Origin of the sequence: Anabaena sp. UHCC 0451, from assembly GCF_034931405.1 — a bacterium.
Taxonomy (GTDB): domain Bacteria; phylum Cyanobacteriota; class Cyanobacteriia; order Cyanobacteriales; family Nostocaceae; genus RDYJ01.
The window spans coordinates 1-21605 of sequence record NZ_JAYGHA010000020.1 but is presented as its reverse complement, the minus strand read 5'-3'; the positions used below and the strand labels follow the sequence as shown (position 1 = coordinate 21605).

Here is a 21605-nt window from a genome sequence, read left to right as displayed (position 1 = left end):
AGTTGCAGAGGCAAAATTGATCACATAGTGACCAGAGAGAATTTCAAGTTGCAGATGGATACAAATATTAGCTAAATTCACTGACAACTTATGACTTCTACGCCAAATTCTTACTTCACTATCGCTCAGTTGCTTGATCATTGGCAGCAAATACAGCCAGAGGCGATCGCAATTATAGCCCCCCAACGTCAACCCCTGACTTACCAGCAACTTCACGCCCAAACCCTGATAGTTGCCCAGGCTTTAGCACAATTAAATATCCATCCTAACGAACCGGTAGCCATTGCCCTTCCCAACAGTCCAGAAATGGCTGTAATGTTTCTCGCCGTTGCTTCCTATGCCACCTGCGCCCCTCTTAACCCCAACTATCGAGAAACAGAGTACGAATTTTATCTTAGTGATTTAAGACCCAAAGCTCTGATTATGCAATCTGGGGTAGCTGAGGCAGCCCGCAAGGTAGCTGAAATTCAGCAAATACCAATTATTGAGTTATTACCTAATTTAGAAGCAGCAGCAGGTATATTTTCCCTGAGCTTTACCCCTGCATCTACCGCCCAAATTGACCCAGCCACCCCCGACGATATCGCCCTGATTTTACATACTTCCGGCACTACTTCCCGCCCGAAAATAGTTCCCCTCACCCATCATAATCTCTGCACTTCCGCCAACAACATCAGCCAAACACTACAGTTAACTACCCATGACTGCTGTCTCAATGTCATGCCGTTGTTTCATATTCATGGGTTAATTGGCTGTTTACTCTCCACCATCAGCACCGGAGCTAGTATAATTTGTACTCCAGGGTTTCAAGCACCCAACTTTCTCGACTGGTTAGAACAACTCCAACCAACTTGGTATTCTGCTGTACCCACAATGCAGCAGATGATTATAGAAAGAACAAAATCTACTCCTGATTTTTCCCACCACCTGCGGTTAATTCGCTCCTCCTCCGCTTCCCTCCCTCCCCAAGTCATTCAGGAATTAGAGGACACCTTCAAAGTGCCTGTAATTGAAGCCTATGGGATGACAGAAGCCTCCCATCAAATGACCAGTAACCCCCTTCCCCCAAGTCAGCGTAAACCCGGTTCAGTTGGTTTACCAGCCGGTCCCGAAGTGGCCATCATGGATGAAGTTGGTAATTTTCTTGCCGTGGGAGAGGTAGGGGAAATAGTCATTCGTGGTACAAACGTAACGCAAGGATATGGGAATAATCCTGAAGCTAACGCCAAAGCATTTACACAGGGGTGGTTTCGCACAGGAGACCAGGGAATGTTTGATGAGGATGGCTATCTCACCATTAAAGGACGCATCAAAGAGTTAATCAATCGTGGTGGAGAAAAAATAGCCCCCCGTGAAATTGATGAAGTGTTACTGGAACATCCAAGCATCACCCAAGCTGTAGCTTTTGCTGTGCCTCATTCTCTGTTAGGAGAAGAAGTTGGAGTAGCCGTAATTCTCAAAGAGGGCAAAACTGTTACCGAGGAAGAAGTACAAACATTTATAGCCGAGTCTCTAGCAGATTTTAAAGTTCCTCGTCGGGTTGTTTTTGTAGATGCAATTCCCAAAGGTGCTACTGGCAAGTTACAACGGATAGGATTAGCTGAAAAATTAGGAATCACCTTTGTAGAACCGGTAACAGAAGTTTTAAGTTCTATCCCTCCCAGAACATCTTTAGAGACTGTTATCGCCAACATTTGGGCAACCTTTCTTAAACGTGAGGAAATCGGGATTGAAGATAATTTCTATGCTTTGGGAGGACAATCTTTAGAAGCAGTGGAAATTACAAGTGAAATAGAAGACCTTTTTGCTATTAAACTACCTTTATTAGCAATCTCTAAAGCTCCTACGGTTGCTAAACTTGCAGAATTAATGATACAAAAATCACCACAGGGAAAACTCCTAGAAATAATGGCTCAACAGATTCTCGATGTAGCAAATATGGAAGAAGAAGAAATTGCACAAATGTTAGCTGAAAACAATGTTTTGGCTGGGGTAAAAAGACAAGCATGAGTCAATCTCAAAAGAAGCAATTCAATTTATTAATTCAAAAGCGCGCTTTATTAAAAAAGCTACAACAGCAGCAAGGAATAACGGGTGTATCAGCACAGCAAATTCCCCGACGGAAAACAGAGGGGGAAATTCCACTTTCCTATTCTCAAGAATGGATGTGGTTACTGGAACAATTGACTCCTTCTGTTTACAATAATTCCCTGACTTTGAAATTAACTGGTCAACTCAATTACAAAAGCTTAGAAAAAGCCTTGAATGAAATTGTAGTTCGCCATGAAGCCCTGAGAACAAAATCTTATTTATCAGCAGGAACAACAAAACAATTTATTGCGCCTCCCGCAAATTATATTCTCTCAATTGTTGATGTATCGTCAGAATCAGAAGCTAGAAAACAGGTAATAGCAGAAACTAAACGCCCTTTTCAACTGGAAAAAGACTTACCTTGGCGTGCAGTTTTATTCCGCATCAGCGAAATTGAACATTGGTTTCATCTCACCTTACATCACATCGTTGATGACGATCAATCTGATGTACTTTGGGTTAAGGAACTGACTGTTTTATATGAGGCATTTTCAGAAAATCGTCCATCACCTCTATCTGAATTACCCATTCAATACGCAGATTTTGCACTGTGGCAGCGAGAGCAATTACAAGGAGAAAATTACCAAAAACTTCTCAATTACTGGCAAAAGCAACTAGGAGATTTACCTCCTGCTCTCAACTTACCATTTAAGCAACAACCAGACTTAAAAACATTAGCAGGTGATCAAGAATCGATCATACTCTCTCAAGAATTAACCAGTGCTTTAAAATCTCTGAGTCAGCAAGCACAGGTGACTTTGTTCACTTTACTTTTGACTGCTTTAAAAATCTTGCTTTATCGCTATACAGGGCAAAGTGATTTAATAGTTGGTACTCCCACTTCTTGGCGACAACAAGCGGAAACTCAGAGTTTAATCGGGGTTTTCATGAATAACTTGGTCTTACGCAGTAAGCTATCAGGAGATATTAGTTTTCTGACATTGTTAAGACAAGTACAAGATACGGTTTTAGAAGCCCAAGAGCATAGTAATTTACCCTATCTAGAACTGGCTACTCAGTTGCAGAATAGTCGTGTTGACAAAGGAAACTCTCTCTTTCAAGTAATGTTGGATTTTCAAGGTCAGTCATTACCAGTAAGGGAAGTTTCTGGTTTAACTTGGGAATCCCTGGAAATTAATCCTCAAACTGCAAAAGTTCCTCTTGCTTTACACCTGGAAGAAGACAGAGGAGAACTGAGAGGATTTTTTGGGTATAACACTGGTTTATTTGATCGAGATACTATTATTCGTGCTGTTGGACATTTTGGAAGATTGTTAGAAGGGATTGTTGCTAATCCTGATCAAGTGATATCTAAGTTACCGCTGTTAACAGCTTCTGAACAACAACAAATTTTAGTTGAGTGGAATCAGACTAAGACAGAATACCCACAGGATAAGTGTATTCATCAATTATTTGAAGAACAAGTCCAGAAAACACCAGAGGCTGTAGCAGTAGTATTTGAAAACCAGCAATTAACCTATCGAGAACTGAACACTAGAGCAAATCAACTCGCTCACTACCTGCAAAAACTGGGAGTAGAAAAAGAAGTATTAGTAGGAATTTGTGTTGAACGGTCCTTAGAAATGGTAATTGGACTTTTGTCCATCCTCAAAGCGGGTGGTGCTTACGTCCCGCTCGATCCAGCTTATCCAAAAGAACGGTTGGCTTTTATGGTGGAAGACTCGGAAATTTCAGTCTTATTAACCCAAGAAAATTTATTAAAAGCTCTTCCACCTAAATCCGCCCAAGTTATCTGTTTAGACAGCGACTGGAAAAACATCGCCACACATCAACAAAACTCAGTTAACAACAATATTTATCCAAATAATCTCAGTTACATAATTTACACTTCTGGTTCCACAGGTAAACCAAAAGGTGTACAAATTGCCCATAGAAATGTAATTAATTTCTTCACGGCAATGCAGGAGAAGTTGCAGTTAACAAATATAGACAACCTTCTGTCAGTAACTACCCTATCTTTTGATATTGCAGTTTTAGAAATCTTCCTGCCCTTAACCACAGGAGCTAAATTAATTTTAGTCAGTCGGGAAACTGCAACTGATGGCACACAATTATTACAAAAACTGAATAATTCTGCTGTAACTCTCATGCAAGCTACCCCTGCCACTTGGCGAATGTTATTAGATGCAGGTTGGGAAGGAAATTCACAACTAAAAATTCTCTGTGGTGGTGAAGCTTTATCCCAAAACTTAGCCTCACAGTTATGTCAAAAGGCTGCTAGTGTCTGGAATTTATACGGACCGACAGAAACCACTATTTGGTCTACCATTCATCAAGTAGATAAAAGTGAAGCTTTTGTTCCTATTGGTCGTCCCATAGCTAACACTCAAATTTACATCTTAGACAAGTATTTACAACCAGTACCTATAGGTGTTCCTGGAGAACTGTATATTGGTGGCACGGGTTTAGCACAGGGTTATTTTCATCAACCTGAACTCACTCAGGAAAAGTTTATTCCTGATCCTTTCACTTCTGACTCAAAAAGCCGCATATACAAGACAAGTGACTTAGCCCGTTATCTTCCCAACGGTGACATTGAATATTTGGGACGTATTGACCATCAATTTAAACTGCGAGGTTTTCGCATTGAAACAGGAGAAATTGAGACAACAATTAATCAACATCAAGAAATCAGAGAAACTGTAGTTATAGTCAGAGAAGACAAACAAGATGACAAACGTCTTGTTGCTTACTTTATTCCTCAGTCTACAGATGTTTCTGTATTAGAAATACAGAACTTTTTAAAAAGTAAATTACCAGATTACATGATACCTTCTGCCTTTGTAGTGTTAGAAGAATTCCCTCTAACACCCAATGGCAAAATCGACCGTCACGCTTTACCAAAACCGAGTTTTGAGCAGATTAATACAGAGTTTATTCCCCCTCGCACTGAGATAGAAGTCAAAATTGCCGAGATTTGGTCACAAGTTTTGGGGATAGATACTATCGGCATTGATGATAAATTTTTTGCGTTAGGAGGACATTCACTTTTGGCAACTCAGGTAATTTCCCGCCTGTTCCAAGTGTTTGGTGTCAAACTTTCTTTTATCAGTTTTTTCTCTACACCTACTATAGCGGGATTAAGTCAGGAAATAGAGAAGTTGCGCGGGGTTAACGATGATTATGAGGAGGGAGAAATATGAATTCTATTCAGGTATTATTGGAAGAATTGCAAGCTCAAAACATTCAGTTGTGGGTTGAGGAAGACCGTTTGCGCTATCGTTGTCCAAATAATGCGCTTACTCCAGAGTTAAAAGGACAGTTATCTGCTCAGAAATCGGAAATAATTGCTTTTTTGCGACAACAGCAACGAGTGGAAACTATCCCCATTGCTGAGGATGATTTTGTCCCTTTATCCTTTGCCCAGCAACGTTTGTGGTTTCTAGATCAGCTTGAACCAAATCTTGCGGTTTATAATATTCCTCTGGCTTTGCGTTTGCAGGGGAATCTTAATATTTCTGCTTTAGAAAAAAGCTTGGAAAAGATTGTTGAGCGTCATAGTGTTTTGCGTACTAATTTTCCCACAATAGACGGACAGCCTTATCAAAATATAGTATCAGAATCAACGCTATCTCTGCCTGTGGTTGATTTGCAGCATCTTAATTCTGCGACATCAGAGGCGGAAATTCAAGATATTCTTGTTCAATTTATTAACGAACCTTTTGATTTAGCTGGGGGAAAGGTACTCAGAAATAAGCTGTTTCATATCTCTGCTTCAGAATATATTTTAGTCACTGTTGTACATCATATTGCTTTTGATGCTTGGTCATCAAGGATTTGGTGGCAAGAGTTAATGAGTTTTTATCAGGCTTTTGCTCTGGATCTATCGATATCTTTACCAGAGTTACCAATTCAATATAAAGATTTTGCGGTGTGGCAAAAATCACGTCTGCAAGGAGATTTTTTAGCACAGCAACTTAATTACTGGCGAGAAAAACTAGGGGATGCGCCGCAAAATTTGGATCTGCTGACTGACAACCCCCGTCCACCTGTGCAGACTCACACAGGCGATCGCCAATATTTTTACCTTTCTAGTTCTCAAGTGGCAGCACTTAAACAACTGGGACTCTTAGAAGGGGCAACTTTATATATGACTTTGCTAACGGCGTTTGCTATTCTGTTGTATCGCTATAGTGGCCAAGAAGATTTTTTGATTGGTTCGCCCATTGCTAACCGCAACTATACAGAAATTGAAAACTTGATTGGCTTTTTTGTCAATACCCTGGCTTTGCGAATTAATTTAGCTAAAGATATTACTTTCCTGGAACTGCTGCAACAAGTTAGAGATACAACCCTAGAAGCTTATAGCCATCAAGATATTCCTTTTGAAAAATTAGTTGAGGAATTGCAACCACAGCGCGATCGCTCGCGTCATCCCCTATTTCAAGTAATGTTTTCTCTGCAAAATGTACCCAGAGCAACCCTTAATTTACCTGACCTCAAAGTTAGTCTTTTTCCAGTCAGTACCAATACGACTAAGTTTGATATCACTGTCATCCTCGAAGAAACCAACGCAGGATTAAAATGTTTTGTTAATTATAATAACCATCTATTTGTAGATACAACTATTCAGAGTTTGATCGCTCATTACCAAACTTTGCTCACAGCTATCATTGCTCAACCAACTGCAAAAGTAACAAGGCTACAGTTTCTTTCATCTGAAGAAGAAAAGCAGATGATCTTCTTGTGGAATGAGACTCAAACCGACTATCCGCGCGATCAAACTGTTAGTAGCCTTTTTGAGCAACAAGTCGAGAAAAACCCCCAAGCCGTTGCGTTTCTAGAACCTAAAATTACTTATCAAGAACTTAACCAACAAGCAAATCAACTTGCTCATTATCTCCAAAGTCAAGGTGTGGGAGTGGGGGAAAGGGTAGGAATTTATCTGCAAAATTCCCTAGATTTTGTGGTGACAGCTTTAGCTATCCTCAAGGTAGGAGCAGTTTATGTTCCTCTTGATCCGAATTATCCTCAGCAGCGTTTAGAGTTTATGCTCTCCGATGCAGACATTACGGTTTTGGTAACTTGTCAACATTTCTCATCTGATTTTGTGGGAGTGAACCGGATTTATTTGGATGCAGATGCGGAAGTTATTGCTACACAGGCAATTAATAATCTACCACAATTAGCCACAGCCACAAGTTGCGCTTATATTATTTATACTTCAGGTTCTACTGGCACACCTAAAGGGGTGATAGTTCCCCATCGTGCTATTAGTCGTCTGGTAGTGAATACTAATTATATTGAAATTCAAAAGGGCGATGGCGAAACGCCCACCGTAGGTGATCGCATTGCTCAAGCCTCTAATCTGTCTTTTGATGCGGCAACTTTTGAGATTTGGGGAGCGATGCTCAATGGTGCTACCCTGGTGGAGATTAACCGAGAAACATTACTTTCTCCCAGCAATTTAGCTGAGAAAATCAAAGATTCTCAAATTAGTATTCTCTTTTTAACTACTGCGCTATTTGAGAAATTAACTTGGGAAATTCCTGATGCTTTCGCTAGTTTAAAGTATCTGCTATTTGGCGGTGAATCAGTAGCTCCCGCATCGGTAACCAGGATTTTAGAACAAGGTAAACCTCAGCATTTGCTTCATGTTTACGGACCTACAGAAAATACAACTTTTAGTATTTGGTATCCTGTAGAAAGTTTATCAGAAAATACTAAAAATCTGCCCATTGGTCGGGCGATCGCCAATACTGAAGTTTACATTTTAGATCAATATCAGCAACCTGTACCCGTGGGAGTCCCAGGAGAAATTTATTTAGGAGGAGATGGTTTAGCTCAAGGTTATCTGAATCGAGCAGAACTAACTGCTGAAAAATTTGTTTTTCATCCCTGGTCTAATCAATTAACAGCACAACTCTATCGTACTGGTGATCTAGGACGTTATCTACCAGATGGAAATGTAGAATTTCTCGGTCGCATTGATCGTCAAATTAAAATTCGTGGATTTCGCATAGAACCTCAAGAAATAGAAGCTTGTCTGTGTCAACATCCCCAAATTCGGGAAGCACTCATCAAAAAATGTCAGTTATCTACAGATGATGAGCGATTAGTTGCTTATATCATTCCTTACGAACAGCAACAATTAATTAACGAAGAAGCTCGATCTTTTGTAGAAAAACAATTACCCAGCTACATGATACCGACATATTTTGTACAGTTGTCAGCCTTTCCTTTAACGGTAAATGGCAAAATCAATCATGAAGCTTTACCCCTCCCTGAACTTGATAAACAAAGAATTTCAGAAACTTTCATTCCCTCTCGCAATGACATTGAACGACAACTAACAGAGATTTGGGAAGAAGTATTTAATGTTAAACCCATTGGAATTAAAGATGATTTCTTTGCTCTGGGTGGACATTCCTTACTAACAGTCAGTCTTGTAGCTAAAATTGAAACGTTGCTGAGTAAAAAGCTGCCAATCTCAGCCCTTTTTGAGTTAACAACTATTGCTCAGTTAGCCCATTATCTGGAGCATGAAGAGGTTTCAGACCACATTCCTTCTGATTCTAATATTCATAATTATCAACTCTCTGTAGAGGAAGAAAAAGCCCTCTTAGCCATTACTCTTGGTCGTCCAGGAGAACGACCTCAACCTAACTCTTTCATGGTAAAAATCCACTCTAGAGGTAATCCAGAAAAGCCTTTCTTTTACTGTGCTAATGCTTATAAAGAGGCTGTTCCTTTAGCAAATCTTTTAGAATGTCCTTTTTTCTTGCTCGAATCGGGTTATAACGTTTTTAGTAGTGATAATACTTACGCTATTAAAGCCTTAGCCGCTCGCCATTTGAAAGATATTTTGACAGTTCAGCCCCAGGGATCTTATTCTATTGGTGGTTATTCCTATGGGGCGCTGGTTGCCTACGAAATCAGTCAGCAATTGCAAGCGCGGGGAAAAACCGTAGATTTATTAGTGATTTTTGATCGTCCAGGGACTCATTTTCTTTACGTACTTTATCGGTACTGCCAAAACCTATATTCTCATATAAGTTTGATTTTGTCTACTTTCAAGCAGTTGAAACCCAAAGAACGTTGGCAATATTTACGACAAAAAGGATTGAGGATTTTGCGTAATTTGGGACTAAATCAGATTCTAGGACAGCAACCCTCATCAGAAGAAAGAGAAAGAAAGCCTTCTGTGGAGACTCTTTCTTCCCTCGTTCTTACCGCATCTCATTATCAATTTTCTCCCTATGACGGTCGTGTTGCGCTGTTTTGTGCTGACGAAAGGAGAAAAGCACCACTGTGGTTATTTCCCCGAAGCGGGTGGGATAAGAAAACGCTACCCAAGTTGGAAGTATATGAGGTTCCTGGTAATCACTACACTATGATTAAAGATCCCCATGTCAGGGTTTTGGCAAAACAGCTTGAGACTTGTTTAATTAAGTCAAGACCCGTGTAATTTTCGACAAGGTGGACTGGAAAAGCTTTTCCCACTTCTTCAGCAAACCCTACTTAACTGGTTGCAGTTTTGTCACGTTGAGTTTAAAAGTTCCTACCCCAGTTTCTCCAAAAGACCTGACACGAACAATGTAATTTCCTGTTTCCGTGATGCGGGTAAATAATAGAGAATTACTTGTACCATCTGGTCCATCATCATTTTCTGCCACTGTTGACCCATTAGGAGCTAACAGTGTGATAATTGTATCAAAGTTCTCAGAAGATAAATCAATTGCTAAATTATCACCTTTGTTTAACTTGACGCTATAGTCACGAGCAAATCCTCCTTGACCTGTGGGAATATCTGTAGCTGTTAATGTATCAGTAATTTCTGCATTAGTATTTAAGGGAATGGGTTTATATAAATTATTTTGATTTTGAGCAAATCCTGTATTTATGCTTATCCCCACTGTCATCATAGTCACAGGAATAATAATGATTTTTCTTAAAGCCGCTGCAAAAGCTTTGTTCATAAATTGAAATAGTGTTCCCTCAAACACAGGATATCATTATCCTAATTATAGATTTCTCAAATATAAAATGCCCATCAACTCTAGGCTGATCTATCTTTGCTAGTCGTAGCCACAGATGCTAAACCAAGTACAGAAATGCTACTTTCATGAAGTACGTATACAGCAGATTTGGCAGTTGCACCTGTGGTATAAATATCATCCACTAATAGCACTGGTGCATCTGGATGACGACGGCTAAAATCTGAACCTAAAGTAAAAGCATTTGTTAAGTTTTGTTCACGCTCCGCACCGGATACGCTAAACTGTGCTTTGGTTTCTTTGATTCTGGCTAAACCATTCGATTTTAATTTTAACCCAGTTATTTCACAAAATCCTTGGGCGATGATTTCAGCTTGGTTGAAACCTCTTTCTTTGAGCTTTTTGGTGTGGAGTGGTATGGGTACAATTACAGGGTTTAGATTTGCTGATGTGAAATTTAATAACCATGCTTCCCCTAAATACTGCCCTAACAACCTGCCAATTTCTGGTTGGTTTTCATATTTCATGACAGCGATCGCTCTTTTTAATGTTCCTCCATAACTACCCCAACTAAACACTGGTAATTCCTGTTTCCATAAGTATTTGGGGTTTTTCAAATGACAGCTTTTTAATTGTTTAGCACAATATTGACAAATTCCATTAGATGTGCTGCGTTGGCAAATCGGGCAATTGCTCTGTAAAAAAAGATTAAGTAAATTTTTAAACATAATGATTGCTGGGAGGAGATAGATCCCCGACTTCTTTGAGAAGTCGGGGATCTGGGTATCAATATAAATATTTAACATAAACGCGATCGCACCTTTTTGTTTCTACACCTGTAGCAGGGATGTAACCACTACTTTCATAAAGTTGGACTGCTTCTTTCAAAACGCTGGCAGTTTCAATCCAAATTTGCTTAAATCCGCGTTTAGATATGGCTAATTCTAACTGCTGTAATAAATGTTTCCCTAAACCTAAACCACGAACTTCTGGTAAAATATACATTTTTCTGATTTCTACAGCCTTTTCACCCCGTTTTATGGGATAATATGCCCCTGTACCTACTATTTGGTTTTGGTGTTCAATTACCCAAAATTCACCACCTGCATTTATGTAAAATTCCTCAACTTCTAAAACATCCCTATCAGCACCGTCAGCTTCCCAAGTCAAGCTGTATTCTGATAATACGGAACTAATTACGTTTGCGGCTGATATGCGATCTTTTTTATGCCAATCACGAATGATAAATTTTTGGTACAATAGTTTCATGTTGATTAGGGAATTAAGAGAAGCAAACCGCAGAGGCGCAGAGGACGCAGAGAAATTGAGTTTTCGAGGTTTTTTGTGTAAGAGGTTGGATTTAAAATCTAAATTAAATATTAAAGTAAGTTGTTAGTATTAATTATCAGAATCAATCCAAAATCCAAAATCCAAAATCTAAAATCCCTAAACGGTTGCAAATATTAAAATAATTGATACACTTGTTCCTTTATACCAGTTTACAGTGAAGCAGCGCCCATAATGGTGCATATCAAGCGGGTTGAACTTACTAATTTTAAATCCTTCGGTGGTACAACTTCTGTCCCTCTGCTGACGGGATGTACTGTCATATCTGGTCCTAACGGTTCTGGTAAATCAAATATTCTCGATGCGTTGCTGTTTTGCTTAGGCTTGTCTAGTTCTAAGGGAATGCGGGCTGAACGTTTACCAGATTTGGTTAATAATAATCAAGTCGCTAAGGGACGGAATGCTATTGAAGCGAGTGTAACGGTAACTTTTGATATTTCGGATATTGTCTCACGCCAAGACGCAAAGACGCAAAGTGAGGAAGGGGAGGAAGTAGAGGAAGTAGAGGAGAAAAATAACTCCCAGTCCCCAGTCCCCAGTCCTCAGTCCCCAACTGAGTGGAGTGTTACTCGACGTTTACGGGTCAACTCTCAGGGAAGTTATACTTCAAATTATTATATTAATGGTTCTTCTTGTACTTTGACTGAGTTGCATCAGGAGTTGGAGGATCTCAGAGTTTATCCTGAAGGGTATAATGTGGTGTTGCAGGGGGATGTAACCAGCATTATTTCGATGAATGCGCGGGAACGTCGCGAAATTATTGATGAGTTGGCTGGTGTTGCTGCGTTTGATAGAAAGATTCATCAAGCTAAGGCAACTTTGGATGAGGTAAAGGAAAAGGAAGATAGTTGTCGCATTATTGAGGGTGAGTTAACTCTTCAACGCGATCGCCTTTATCAAGATAAGCTAAAAGCGGATAAATATCGTCAACTGAAAAAGGAATTTCAAGAAAAGCAATCTTGGGAAGCTGTGTTATCATGGCGTTCTCTCCAAGCAAAGCAGGAAAATTTGGTAGGAGATATTCAAGCTGGTGATGTTTCTTTTACTCAACTTTCTGATAATTTAACCGCTGTTAATAAGAATATTGATGAACAAAGTACGGCTCTTGATGCTCTTAATGCTCGTGTAAAATCATTGGGTGAAGATGAGCTTTTGGCGGTTCAGTCTACTTTTGCAACTCAAGAAGCGGAACGAAAGCAACTTCAACGTCAGCAAGGTGAGTTAGAATCTCATTTACAGGAAACTACTAAACGGTTAAACCAGACTCAGCAGGAAATACAACAATATCAAGTTTCTCTACAACAAGCTGCACAACAACAAAATGTAGAAAGGTTGCAGTTAACGTCTTTACAAAGTGAACGTAACCAAACACGAGAAAATTTAGATGCTTCTCGTCAAGCTGCTGCGGAAATCGCCACTGCTTCGGAAGCTTGGGTACAACAACAAACGGCTTTAAATAGACAAATTGAAACTTTACTGCAAACTCTTGAACCTCAAAGAACTGAACAAGCACAACTGAGAGAAAGAAATTCTCAGCTACAACAACTTATTGAAGAAGAATCTCAGATAATCGCTAGTTTAGAACCGCAATTAGCAGAAAAACAAGCTGAATGTGAAAATTTAGAAGTTGAGTTTAACGCTTCTAATACACCTATTCAGAATTTAGCAGAGAATTTAGCAGCGACTGATCAGGAATTGCAACTGCAACAAGATACTCAAAAACGTTTATTACAAGAACAACGGGAAAAACAACGTCAGTTAGATAAACTGGAAGCACAAACCCAAGCACAGCAGGAAGTTCAAGGTACTCAAGCAAGTAAGGTAATTATTCAATCTGGTTTACCTGGTTTATGTGGGTTGGTGGTAGATTTGGGTAAGGTTGAATCTCGCTATCACCTAGCTTTGGAAACTTCTGCGGGTGCAAGATTGGGACATATTGTAGTAGAGGATGATCGAGTTGCTGCTGCGGGAATTGAATTATTAAAACAAAAACGTGCGGGGAGAGCGACTTTTTTACCGTTGAACAAAATTAAAGCGCCGAAATTTACCCCAGATTTAACTTTGCGTTATGTTGACGGTTTTGTAGAATATGCGATGAATCTGGTAGAGTGCGATCGCCGTTATCAAGAAGTTTTTAAGTATGTTTTTGGTAATACGGTGGTTTTTGCAACTCTCGAACAAGCGCGGAAACAAATCGGACTTTATCGCATTGTCACTCTGGATGGGGAATTATTAGAGACTAGCGGTGCTATGTCTGGGGGAAGTAATACCCAACGTTCGGCGTTAAAATTTGGGACAGGGGAAATCAAGGAATCTGAAGAAGTTGTCAATTTAAGGACGCGGTTAGGAGATATTGAAAGAGTTTTAGAACGTTGTGGGGAAGCTATTACTAATTTATCGACACGTAGTAAACAGCTTTCTTTAGAATTAACAGAATCACGTCAGGGAAAGAGAGAACAGCAGTTACATTTAGAGCAGTTAAAAAAAGACATCAAAAATCTAAACGCGCAGTTAGAAAATACTCGCGCTCAGTTATCCCAAAATAACGGAAAATTCAACAATGCTCAATCTCGTCTGGAAATTTTAGATCGGGAATTACCCGGAAAAGAAAATGAACTGCAACATTTACGACATACTTTAGCTGAGTTGGAATCCTCGCAAACCCCTAGCGAATGGCAGGAAATCCAAGCTACCATTAAAATTCAAGAGCAGCAATTGCAACAAAAAGAAACTGCTGTTAGGGAAGTAGAACAAAGATTGCAAAATCTGGAAAATCAACAACAGCGGTTACAAGAAAAAATTACCGAATCAGAAACACGAGTTATTGAATATCAACAGGAACAAACAATCGTTAGCAGTCAACAGTCAACCGTTAACAGTCAGCTTTCTGAACTCAACACCCAAATTACCGCAATTCAAGCGAGTTTACGGGAACTTGAGCAAAATTTAGGTGAAGAGAAAAAGAAACGAGATGCGACAGAACAGGAAGTGCGATCGCTGCTTTTGCGTCAACAACAATTACAATGGGAACTTGAGAAACTGCAAGAAACCCAAGAAAAACGCAGAGAAGACTTGACCGCATTAAGAACGCAGTTACAAACTTTGGCAGCAGACTTACCCAGTCCGTTACCGGAAGTACCAGATAAAGTTGATTTAGAAGAATTACAGAAAGAATTACGCAGTTTAGGCAAACGCTTACAGGCAATGGAACCTGTAAATATGTTAGCTTTGACTGATTATGAAATAGTCGAAGGTCGTTTGCAAGAACTTACCCAAAAATTACAAACTTTAGAAGGGGAAAGAACCGAATTATTATTAAGAATTGAAAACTTTACCACCTTGCGTCAAACCGCATTTAAAGAAGCTTTCGACGCAGTAAATGAGAACTTTCAATCAATTTTTGCCACCTTATCAGATGGTGACGGTTATTTACAACTTGAGAATCCTGAAGACCCCTTTGGTAGTGGTTTAAACCTAGTCGCACATCCCAAAGGTAAACCCGTACAACGTCTTGCTTCCATGTCTGGAGGAGAAAAATCTTTAACAGCATTGAGTTTTATTTTCTCACTGCAAAGATATCGTCCATCACCGTTTTATGCTTTTGACGAAGTTGATATGTTTTTAGATGGCGCTAATGTGGAAAGATTAGCGAAAATGATTAAACAACAAGCACAACAGGCACAGTTTATTGTTGTGAGTCTGCGTCGTCCGATGATAGAATCAGCACAGCGGACAATTGGTGTAACTCAAGCTAGAGGTGCATATACTCAGGTTTTGGGGATTAAGTTGAAATCATCTGATAATTGAATTACTAATAGTAGTTAACAAGAGCGATTATATTGCGACAATTACCATAACGATTTATTTACGATTAAATTAGTTTCTTTGGGCATTATCTTGTCATGAATAATGATCAATTAACCTGTTATATGCAAGAGATTGCAATGCATGGTCTAGGTGCAGAAATTCAGTTTGAAAACTTCATTCAATATGTGAAAAATAAAGAGACTCGACAGACTAGGCTGGTATGGTCTTATCTATCTTCTTTTCTTTCTCATACAGCAATGATCTCAAAGTTTGTATCTCCAACATCGCATTCAGATGTTAAGAGACGGAGGAAGGAAGCTCTAAGAAAAGTTCTAGAGATAAATCAAGCTTCAGAGGTATTGTCAAGAGAAGCACGAAATAACATAGAGCATTTTGATGAGCGTATTGACAATTGGGTAGAACCTGAAGGATATTTAGAGGTCGTATTTCCAGATAAATCTACTGCTTTAGGATTTATGAGGGACGGAATTAGAATCAAGCGTGTCCTTGCTTTAAATGAACTTATATTTTTTTCTGAAAATAAAGATGGGAGTAAGTTCGAGCTTGAATTGATACCTCTCTTCAAAGAAGCGAAGAGAATTGGAGATAAGGCTACAGAATGGCTTCACAACTCATCTCCTCATAACTTTATATTTCCCAGTGATAACATAGTAATCATCAAGCAAAGAATGAACATAGAATAATAACCTTGCACTTTTCGGGTTTCATACTTTTTCTATGCTAAGTACGATCACTTATAATGCGATCGCTCGTAGGTTAGATTGATAAAGTGCGATCGCTTGGTGTTAGCTCTTGTAGTATACTGAATAGACAACATATATTTAGACAACGATTCAAGCTTAAACTAAAATCCTCTGACAATTAAATTAATTTAGTTTTATTTAAAATTAGGAGAAGTAAATGGAAGGTAAAAGATTTATTCATAAAATCAAATTACAAAACTTTCTCTCCTATGGAAGTGAGGGGGAAGAAATAGAATTACAACCGCTAAATGTATTAATTGGTCCCAATGGTTCTGGTAAATCTAATTTAATAGAAGCCTTTGGTATTTTACGCGCAACACCGACAGATTTACCAGCCGTATTTCGTCAAGGTGGGGGTATTCATGAATTTTTATGGAAAGGTAATAAAGATACTGTAAATGCAGAAATTGAAATCACTATTGATTATCCTAAAAATCCAAATAATCTAATTTATGAATTAAAATTTACGGCATCTAATCAAAGGTTAGAAATATTAGAAGAAAATATTAGAGATGGAAATATAAACTTTGATAATAATGATGTTGATGAAGATTTTTATTTTGAACGGTTTTCTGTTGATGGAAACCCTTCTTTTAAGATTGTAGAAAATGAAAAAATATATGTAGAATTTTTTGATAATGATTTATTAGAACCAGAACAATCAATATTATCGCAAATACAAGAACCAAAAAGATATCCTGAAGTTTCCTATCTAGGTAGAGAATTTTCTAAAATAAGTTTATATCGTCATTGGCAAATGGGACGATATTCAGAACCAAGAAACGCTCAAAAAACTGATTTACCTGAACATCCTTTATTGGAAGATGGCAGTAATTTAGGTTTATGTTTAAACAATTTAAAATATAAATTGGGTCTTAGAAAAACTATTGAATATCTGGAAAAGTTTTATGAAGAAGCCGAGGACGTAGATGTAAGAATATATGGTGGTACAGTACAAATATTTATTCGGGAAAAAGGGTTAATTCAACCAATTCCCGCTACTCGTTTATCTGATGGAACATTGCGATATTTGTTTTTAATGGCGTTACTTTTAGATCCTACTCCACCACCACTAATTTGTATTGAAGAACCAGAAATAGGTTTACATCCAGATATTTTACCAACCATTGCCGAAATGTTAATAGAAGCATCCCAGAGAACCCAATTAATTGTCACAACTCATTCTGATGCTTTGGTTTCTGCGTTGAGTGAATATCCTGAATCTGTAGTAGTTTGTGAAAGAGATAATACAGGAACTCATCTGCGTCGTCTTGAAGCTGATAAACTAAAAGATTGGTTAGAAAATTATACTTTAGGTGATTTATGGCGAATGGGTGAAATAGGTGGAAATAGATGGTAAAAGAAATTAGAATTTATATAGAAGGTGGTGGAGATTCCAAAAATCAGAAATCTTCACTTAGGAAAGGATTTAGTAAGTTTTTTTTAAAATTAGTAAAGGAAGCAACAACCAAAAACATTAAATGGAATATCATTATGTGTGGTACTAGGAATGATACTTTTCGTGATTTCCAAACCGCTTTAAAATCTCATCCTGATGCTTTTAATATTTTGTTGGTTGATGCAGAAGCACCTGTAAATAAAAAATCGCCTTGGGAACATTTAAAATTAAGGGATAACTGGAATAAACCAGCAGGAGTTGATGATGATAATTGCCATTTGATGGTACAAACAATGGAAGCGTGGTTTATTGCGGATATTGCAACTCTGAAAAAATTTTATGGACAAGGTTTTAAAGAAAGTGGTATTCCTAAAACTACTAATGTAGAAACTATTGCAAAAGATAATTTAGAACGTACTCTGAAAATTGCTAGTAGTAGAACTACAAAGGGTGAATATCACAAAATTAAACACGCTTCTAAACTATTAGAATTATTAGATGTCACTAAAGTTCGTCAATCTTCCCCTTATTGCGATCGCTTGTTTAATACTCTAATATCAAGAATTGGATATTTACCAGATGAATCATAGCCTGGTGCTGTTCCTATTGTGCTTGTCGCTCGTAGGTTAGATTGATAAAGTGCGATTGCTTGTAGTGTGGATTGACCAAGTGCGATCGCCTGTTGGGGTTAAGTATAATCGGCGATTGCTCAAATTAGACTTATAAAGTGCGATCGCTTATAATATAAAATAAATATTCCGAAAAAATACTGACTTCACTCAATAATTCCATGAATATCCAAACAAAGCAAATACTTCTCGCTGGTGCTAGTTAATTTGTATTATGGGGGGGGTAGCAGACTCTAGCTACGCACTAACTTTTGGTAACTTACCTCCTACTAATGACGGTACTCAGACTTTGATTGGCAGTTCTGGTAATATAAAAGCTTTTGGTTTTACCATATCTGCTGGTCAAGATTATACTTTGGATAATGTGATCCTGCGGCTGGGAGGTTACGATGCTGGTGAGACTACTAAGACTATTCCCAGCTAAAACCGTAGGGTGGGTTAGGGGCAGCATAATCCACCATACAATACTAATCAACTTTTAGAGGTAGTTCTATCACAAATTCAGTGCCATAACCGGGTTCAGAGCAAACATATATATTTCCTTGGTGTTTTTCAATGATTTGATAAGTAATAGCTAGTCCTAAGCCTGTTCCCTTGTTAACTGGTTTAGTGGTAAAAAATGGATCAAATATTTTGGTTTGCAATTCCAGATTAATTCCAGGTCCATTATCTTGAATACTAATTCTAACTTTATTAGTATTAATTTTTTCAGTTTGAATTGTTATTTGTTTTTGCTCTTGTTTTTCTTGGTCTAGTAGGGCATCAATAGCATTACTGATAATGTTCATAAAGACTTGGTTGAGTTGGGCTGGATAACATTCAACTAAAGGCAAATCTCCATATTTTCTGATTACTTCTATTTCTTGTTTCAGACGATTGTTTAAAATTAATAGCGTACTGTCTATACCTTCATGAATATTAACAGCTTTTTTGTCAGCTTGATCGAGTCTGGAGAAGTTGCGTAAAGATAGAATAATTTCTCGAATTCTATCAGTTCCCATTTTCATTGAGGTGAGTATTTTAGGTAGATCCTCAATGATAAAATCAAGATTTATTTCGGTGGAGTAATTGGCAATAACAGGATTTTCTGAGGGATATTCTTGTTGATAAATGTTAATTAAATCTAATAAAGATTGAATATAATTATGAAGATGAATAAAATTACCATGAATAAAATTAATAGGATTATTGATTTCGTGAGCTAACCCAGCTACCATTTTACCCAAACTAGACATTTTTTCAGTTTGGATGAGTTGGACTTGTGCCATTTTTAGTTCTTTTAAAGTCTGTTCTAATTGTTTGGCTTGCAGTCGAGAATTGGCGTTAGCAGCGGAGAGAGCTTTTAAATTATTATATGCTTTAGAATGATAACGAATGCGGGCGATTAACTCAACTACATCTGGTAATTTAATCAAATAGTCATTTGCACCGGCAGTAAAGGCATTTGCTTTAGTCTGCGGATCTTCTTGACTGGAAAGCATAACAATAGGGATGTCATAAGTTGCTGGATGGGAGCGAAACCAACGCAGTAACATCAAGCCATCAATATCAGGCATGATCATATCTAACAGGATGACTGTGGGAGCTATAGAAATAGCTTTTTGAATAGCCTGTGCAGGATCATCGATATAGTGAAAAGAAATATCGTTTTCCTGAGCGAGTAATCTGCAAATAGCTTCACCAATGATTAGTTGATCATCAATTAATAAAACTGTGACTAAATCTGTATTCAATCTAATTGTAGATGAACTGTAGAGCAGTGAATGATCTTGAGGCAATCTGGGTGATAATATCTCGTTTGTTGGTGGTAACGAGAGGGCTGTAGATGTAGATATCATTTTTATAGCTCCTCATAGTTATGGTCTTTTTGAAATTTGTAAGTATAATTGTTTTACCATAATTGCATCATAACCTAAATAAATAATCAACATCAGTTTTAGTTTGCAATTCGTAAACAAAATAATACTGTTGACTTTCCGGATCAAGCTAGTTTATTTTGCCAAAGTTTCTAGGTAATTTTTGGTATTTCTTCACAAACAATGAGGAATAGGAAATAGTTATCTCCGAAAAAGATTGTAGAGACGAGAATCCCTACATGAGGAACGTCTCTACAAGGGTTCAAGTCACGCACATTTAATTCTCCCCAGATGTCTAAGAGGTTATTGCCATCTGGTTAAAGATTTTGTACAGGCTGGTGCGATCGCTTCAACTGGTAAAATTTGTACTACTGCATCTAATTCTACTGCGGCTTTAGGCATTCCATAAACGACACAGGTTTTGCTATCTTGGGCGATGGTGTGCCAACCTATATCCCGTAGTAATTTTAACCCTTGAGCGCCATCTCGACCCATACCTGTCAGCAATACTCCCACACCGTTACCCTGCCAATATTTAGCCACACTTTGAAAAAAGACATCAACTGATGGATGATAGAAACTATTCAGAGGTTCTTCTTGATAGTCAAGGGTTTGGTCAGGACGCATCACCAGATGATGATTTGTACCTGCAACTAACACTTTACCTGGCTGTGGTAAATACCCTGATGTAGCCAGATGAACTGGTAAAGAAATTTGCCCATCTAACCAAGTAGCGAAACCTTGAGCAAATTGGGCATCAAGATGTTGGACAATGACCACAGAAGCATGGAAATTTTGAGGAAACTGGGACAGAATTGTGACTAATGCCTGGGGACCACCAGTAGAAGAACCAATGACTATCAGGGGTGGGTGTAGTTGGGGGGAAGTTTTGGGTTTGAGTTGTGTGTCAAATTGCGATCGCAGACGGGAAGATTTACCGATTAATCTAGCAATAGTGGCAATTTTATTAAGTAATCTAGTGTCACCTTCGGTTTGTTGACCATAACCAACCGCTGGTGTGTTAACAGCATCTAAAGCTCCATAGCCCATTGCTTCAAATACTTTAGCTGCGTAGCGATTGACGCTGGCCGTTACCATGAGAATAGCACAGGGGCATTGATTCATGATGTGTTTTGTAGCTTGTACCCCGTCCATATTAGGCATTAACACATCCATCAAAATCAAATCTGGGGTATCTTCTGCACACTTAGCGACAGCTTCCACACCATCATAAGCGATCCAAGCTAAATTATATTCTGGCACTTTTGATAAAATTCGCCGCAGTGCTTCCACAGCGATGACTAAATCATTAACAATAGCAATTCTCATAAAACAGTCGTATGTGATTTGTAAGCTAACTCATGAAAATATAGATATAGCCAATCTATTGTACAATTAATTATGTAAATCGCTGATAAAATATGCAAAATATTCTAACTATATAAGTGACAATTTACTGATTTGGCGGTGGGATAATAATTTATTTCTTATTTCCATTTTTTACCGTTTTATAAAAGGTTTATTCTTTATATAGGACTCATATTTGAATTTTGAAAAAATCTCAGTATTTGTAGGGTGCGTCAGATATAACAAATCTGTTTATTGAGAGAATTTATGGAGTCTGGCGCACCCTACGTATCGTTTCATAAATCAAATATTATCTCTATATCTAAAACAAACTGCATTAAAATCTTCGTCTTTCTTCCAGCATTTCACGGATTATGTTTTTATCTAAACCTACTTCTTTTCTTAGG

The 21605-nt window shown here is 38.2% G+C and carries 13 protein-coding genes; 8 read left to right on the top strand and 5 right to left on the bottom strand.

Annotated features, from left to right (window positions below; genetic code table 11):
* Positions 1 to 90: 90 nt before the first annotated feature.
* Genes VB694_RS15075 through VB694_RS15065 form a run of 3 tightly spaced genes read left to right on the top strand, consistent with a single transcriptional unit; the run spans position 91 to position 9520 of the window.
* Complete coding sequence (locus VB694_RS15075) at positions 91 to 2010, top strand: AMP-binding protein (RefSeq protein WP_323361140.1); 1920 nt, start codon at positions 91 to 93, stop codon at positions 2008 to 2010.
* On the top strand, positions 2007 to 5255 hold the full coding sequence (locus VB694_RS15070; protein ID WP_323361139.1) for an amino acid adenylation domain-containing protein: 3249 nt from the start codon (positions 2007 to 2009) through the stop codon (positions 5253 to 5255). Before VB694_RS15075 ends, VB694_RS15070 begins: the two co-directional genes overlap by 4 nt.
* A complete protein-coding gene (locus VB694_RS15065) occupies positions 5252 to 9520 on the top strand; it encodes an amino acid adenylation domain-containing protein (RefSeq protein ID WP_323361138.1) in 4269 nt (1422 codons plus the stop codon). Before VB694_RS15070 ends, VB694_RS15065 begins: the two co-directional genes overlap by 4 nt.
* Positions 9521 to 9569: 49 nt before the next feature.
* Here VB694_RS15065 and VB694_RS15060 read toward each other — a convergent pair whose 3' ends face one another.
* The 3 genes from VB694_RS15060 to VB694_RS15050 all read right to left on the bottom strand — a co-directional run bounded on the left by VB694_RS15060 (position 9570) and on the right by VB694_RS15050 (position 11318).
* On the bottom strand, positions 9570 to 10031 hold the full coding sequence (locus VB694_RS15060) for a PPC domain-containing protein (RefSeq protein WP_323361137.1): 462 nt from the start codon (positions 10029 to 10031) through the stop codon (positions 9570 to 9572).
* A gap of 80 nt (positions 10032 to 10111) precedes the next feature.
* Positions 10112 to 10777, bottom strand: coding sequence for a ComF family protein (locus VB694_RS15055; protein WP_323361136.1), 666 nt, complete (start codon positions 10775 to 10777; stop codon positions 10112 to 10114).
* Between the two features lie 58 nt (positions 10778 to 10835).
* Positions 10836 to 11318, bottom strand: a complete 483-nt coding sequence (locus VB694_RS15050; RefSeq protein ID WP_323361135.1) for a GNAT family N-acetyltransferase — start codon at positions 11316 to 11318, stop codon at positions 10836 to 10838.
* 252 nt (positions 11319 to 11570) lie between these two features.
* Between VB694_RS15050 and smc the strand changes: the two genes are divergently transcribed.
* The 5 genes from smc to VB694_RS15025 all read left to right on the top strand — a co-directional run bounded on the left by smc (position 11571) and on the right by VB694_RS15025 (position 18419).
* Positions 11571 to 15203 (top strand): chromosome segregation protein SMC, encoded by a 3633-nt coding sequence (smc, locus tag VB694_RS15045; protein ID WP_323361134.1) that lies wholly within the window; start codon positions 11571 to 11573, stop codon positions 15201 to 15203.
* Positions 15204 to 15298: 95 nt separating this feature from the next.
* Positions 15299 to 15907 carry a hypothetical protein gene (locus VB694_RS15040; RefSeq protein WP_323361133.1) on the top strand — a complete coding sequence of 203 codons (609 nt, stop codon included), beginning with the start codon at positions 15299 to 15301 and terminating at the stop codon, positions 15905 to 15907.
* Between the two features lie 217 nt (positions 15908 to 16124).
* Positions 16125 to 17327, top strand: a complete 1203-nt coding sequence (locus VB694_RS15035) for an AAA family ATPase (RefSeq protein WP_323361132.1) — start codon at positions 16125 to 16127, stop codon at positions 17325 to 17327.
* A complete protein-coding gene (locus VB694_RS15030; protein ID WP_323361131.1) occupies positions 17321 to 17956 on the top strand; it encodes a DUF4276 family protein in 636 nt (211 codons plus the stop codon). The genes VB694_RS15035 and VB694_RS15030 overlap by 7 nt, the downstream gene beginning before the upstream one ends.
* A 253-nt stretch (positions 17957 to 18209) precedes the next feature.
* Positions 18210 to 18419 (top strand): choice-of-anchor R domain-containing protein, encoded by a 210-nt coding sequence (locus VB694_RS15025; protein WP_323361130.1) that lies wholly within the window; start codon positions 18210 to 18212, stop codon positions 18417 to 18419.
* A gap of 43 nt (positions 18420 to 18462) precedes the next feature.
* Here VB694_RS15025 and VB694_RS15020 read toward each other — a convergent pair whose 3' ends face one another.
* Positions 18463 to 19833, bottom strand: a complete 1371-nt coding sequence (locus VB694_RS15020) for a sensor histidine kinase (RefSeq protein WP_323361129.1) — start codon at positions 19831 to 19833, stop codon at positions 18463 to 18465.
* Positions 19834 to 20154: 321 nt separating this feature from the next.
* Positions 20155 to 21180, bottom strand: a complete 1026-nt coding sequence (locus VB694_RS15015; RefSeq protein WP_323361128.1) for a chemotaxis response regulator protein-glutamate methylesterase — start codon at positions 21178 to 21180, stop codon at positions 20155 to 20157.
* Between the last annotated feature and the right edge of the window lie 425 nt (positions 21181 to 21605).

Excerpts from the sequence above, each read along its gene's own strand:
- VB694_RS15065 (WP_323361138.1), top strand. The coding sequence starts at position 5,252 with ATGAATTCTATTCAGGTATTATTGGAAGAATTGCAAGCTCAAAACATT.
- VB694_RS15075 (WP_323361140.1), top strand. The coding sequence starts at position 91 with ATGACTTCTACGCCAAATTCTTACTTCACTATCGCTCAGTTGCTTGAT.
- VB694_RS15015 (WP_323361128.1), bottom strand. The coding sequence starts at position 21,180 with ATGAGAATTGCTATTGTTAATGATTTAGTCATCGCTGTGGAAGCACTG.
- VB694_RS15030 (WP_323361131.1), top strand. The coding sequence starts at position 17,321 with ATGGTAAAAGAAATTAGAATTTATATAGAAGGTGGTGGAGATTCCAAA.
- VB694_RS15060 (WP_323361137.1), bottom strand. The coding sequence starts at position 10,031 with ATGAACAAAGCTTTTGCAGCGGCTTTAAGAAAAATCATTATTATTCCT.
- VB694_RS15040 (WP_323361133.1), top strand. The coding sequence starts at position 15,299 with ATGAATAATGATCAATTAACCTGTTATATGCAAGAGATTGCAATGCAT.
- VB694_RS15050 (WP_323361135.1), bottom strand. The coding sequence starts at position 11,318 with ATGAAACTATTGTACCAAAAATTTATCATTCGTGATTGGCATAAAAAA.
- smc (WP_323361134.1), top strand. The coding sequence starts at position 11,571 with ATGGTGCATATCAAGCGGGTTGAACTTACTAATTTTAAATCCTTCGGT.
- VB694_RS15070 (WP_323361139.1), top strand. The coding sequence starts at position 2,007 with ATGAGTCAATCTCAAAAGAAGCAATTCAATTTATTAATTCAAAAGCGC.
- VB694_RS15055 (WP_323361136.1), bottom strand. The coding sequence starts at position 10,777 with ATGTTTAAAAATTTACTTAATCTTTTTTTACAGAGCAATTGCCCGATT.
- VB694_RS15025 (WP_323361130.1), top strand. The coding sequence starts at position 18,210 with ATGGGGGGGGTAGCAGACTCTAGCTACGCACTAACTTTTGGTAACTTA.
- VB694_RS15020 (WP_323361129.1), bottom strand. The coding sequence starts at position 19,833 with ATGATATCTACATCTACAGCCCTCTCGTTACCACCAACAAACGAGATA.
- VB694_RS15035 (WP_323361132.1), top strand. The coding sequence starts at position 16,125 with ATGGAAGGTAAAAGATTTATTCATAAAATCAAATTACAAAACTTTCTC.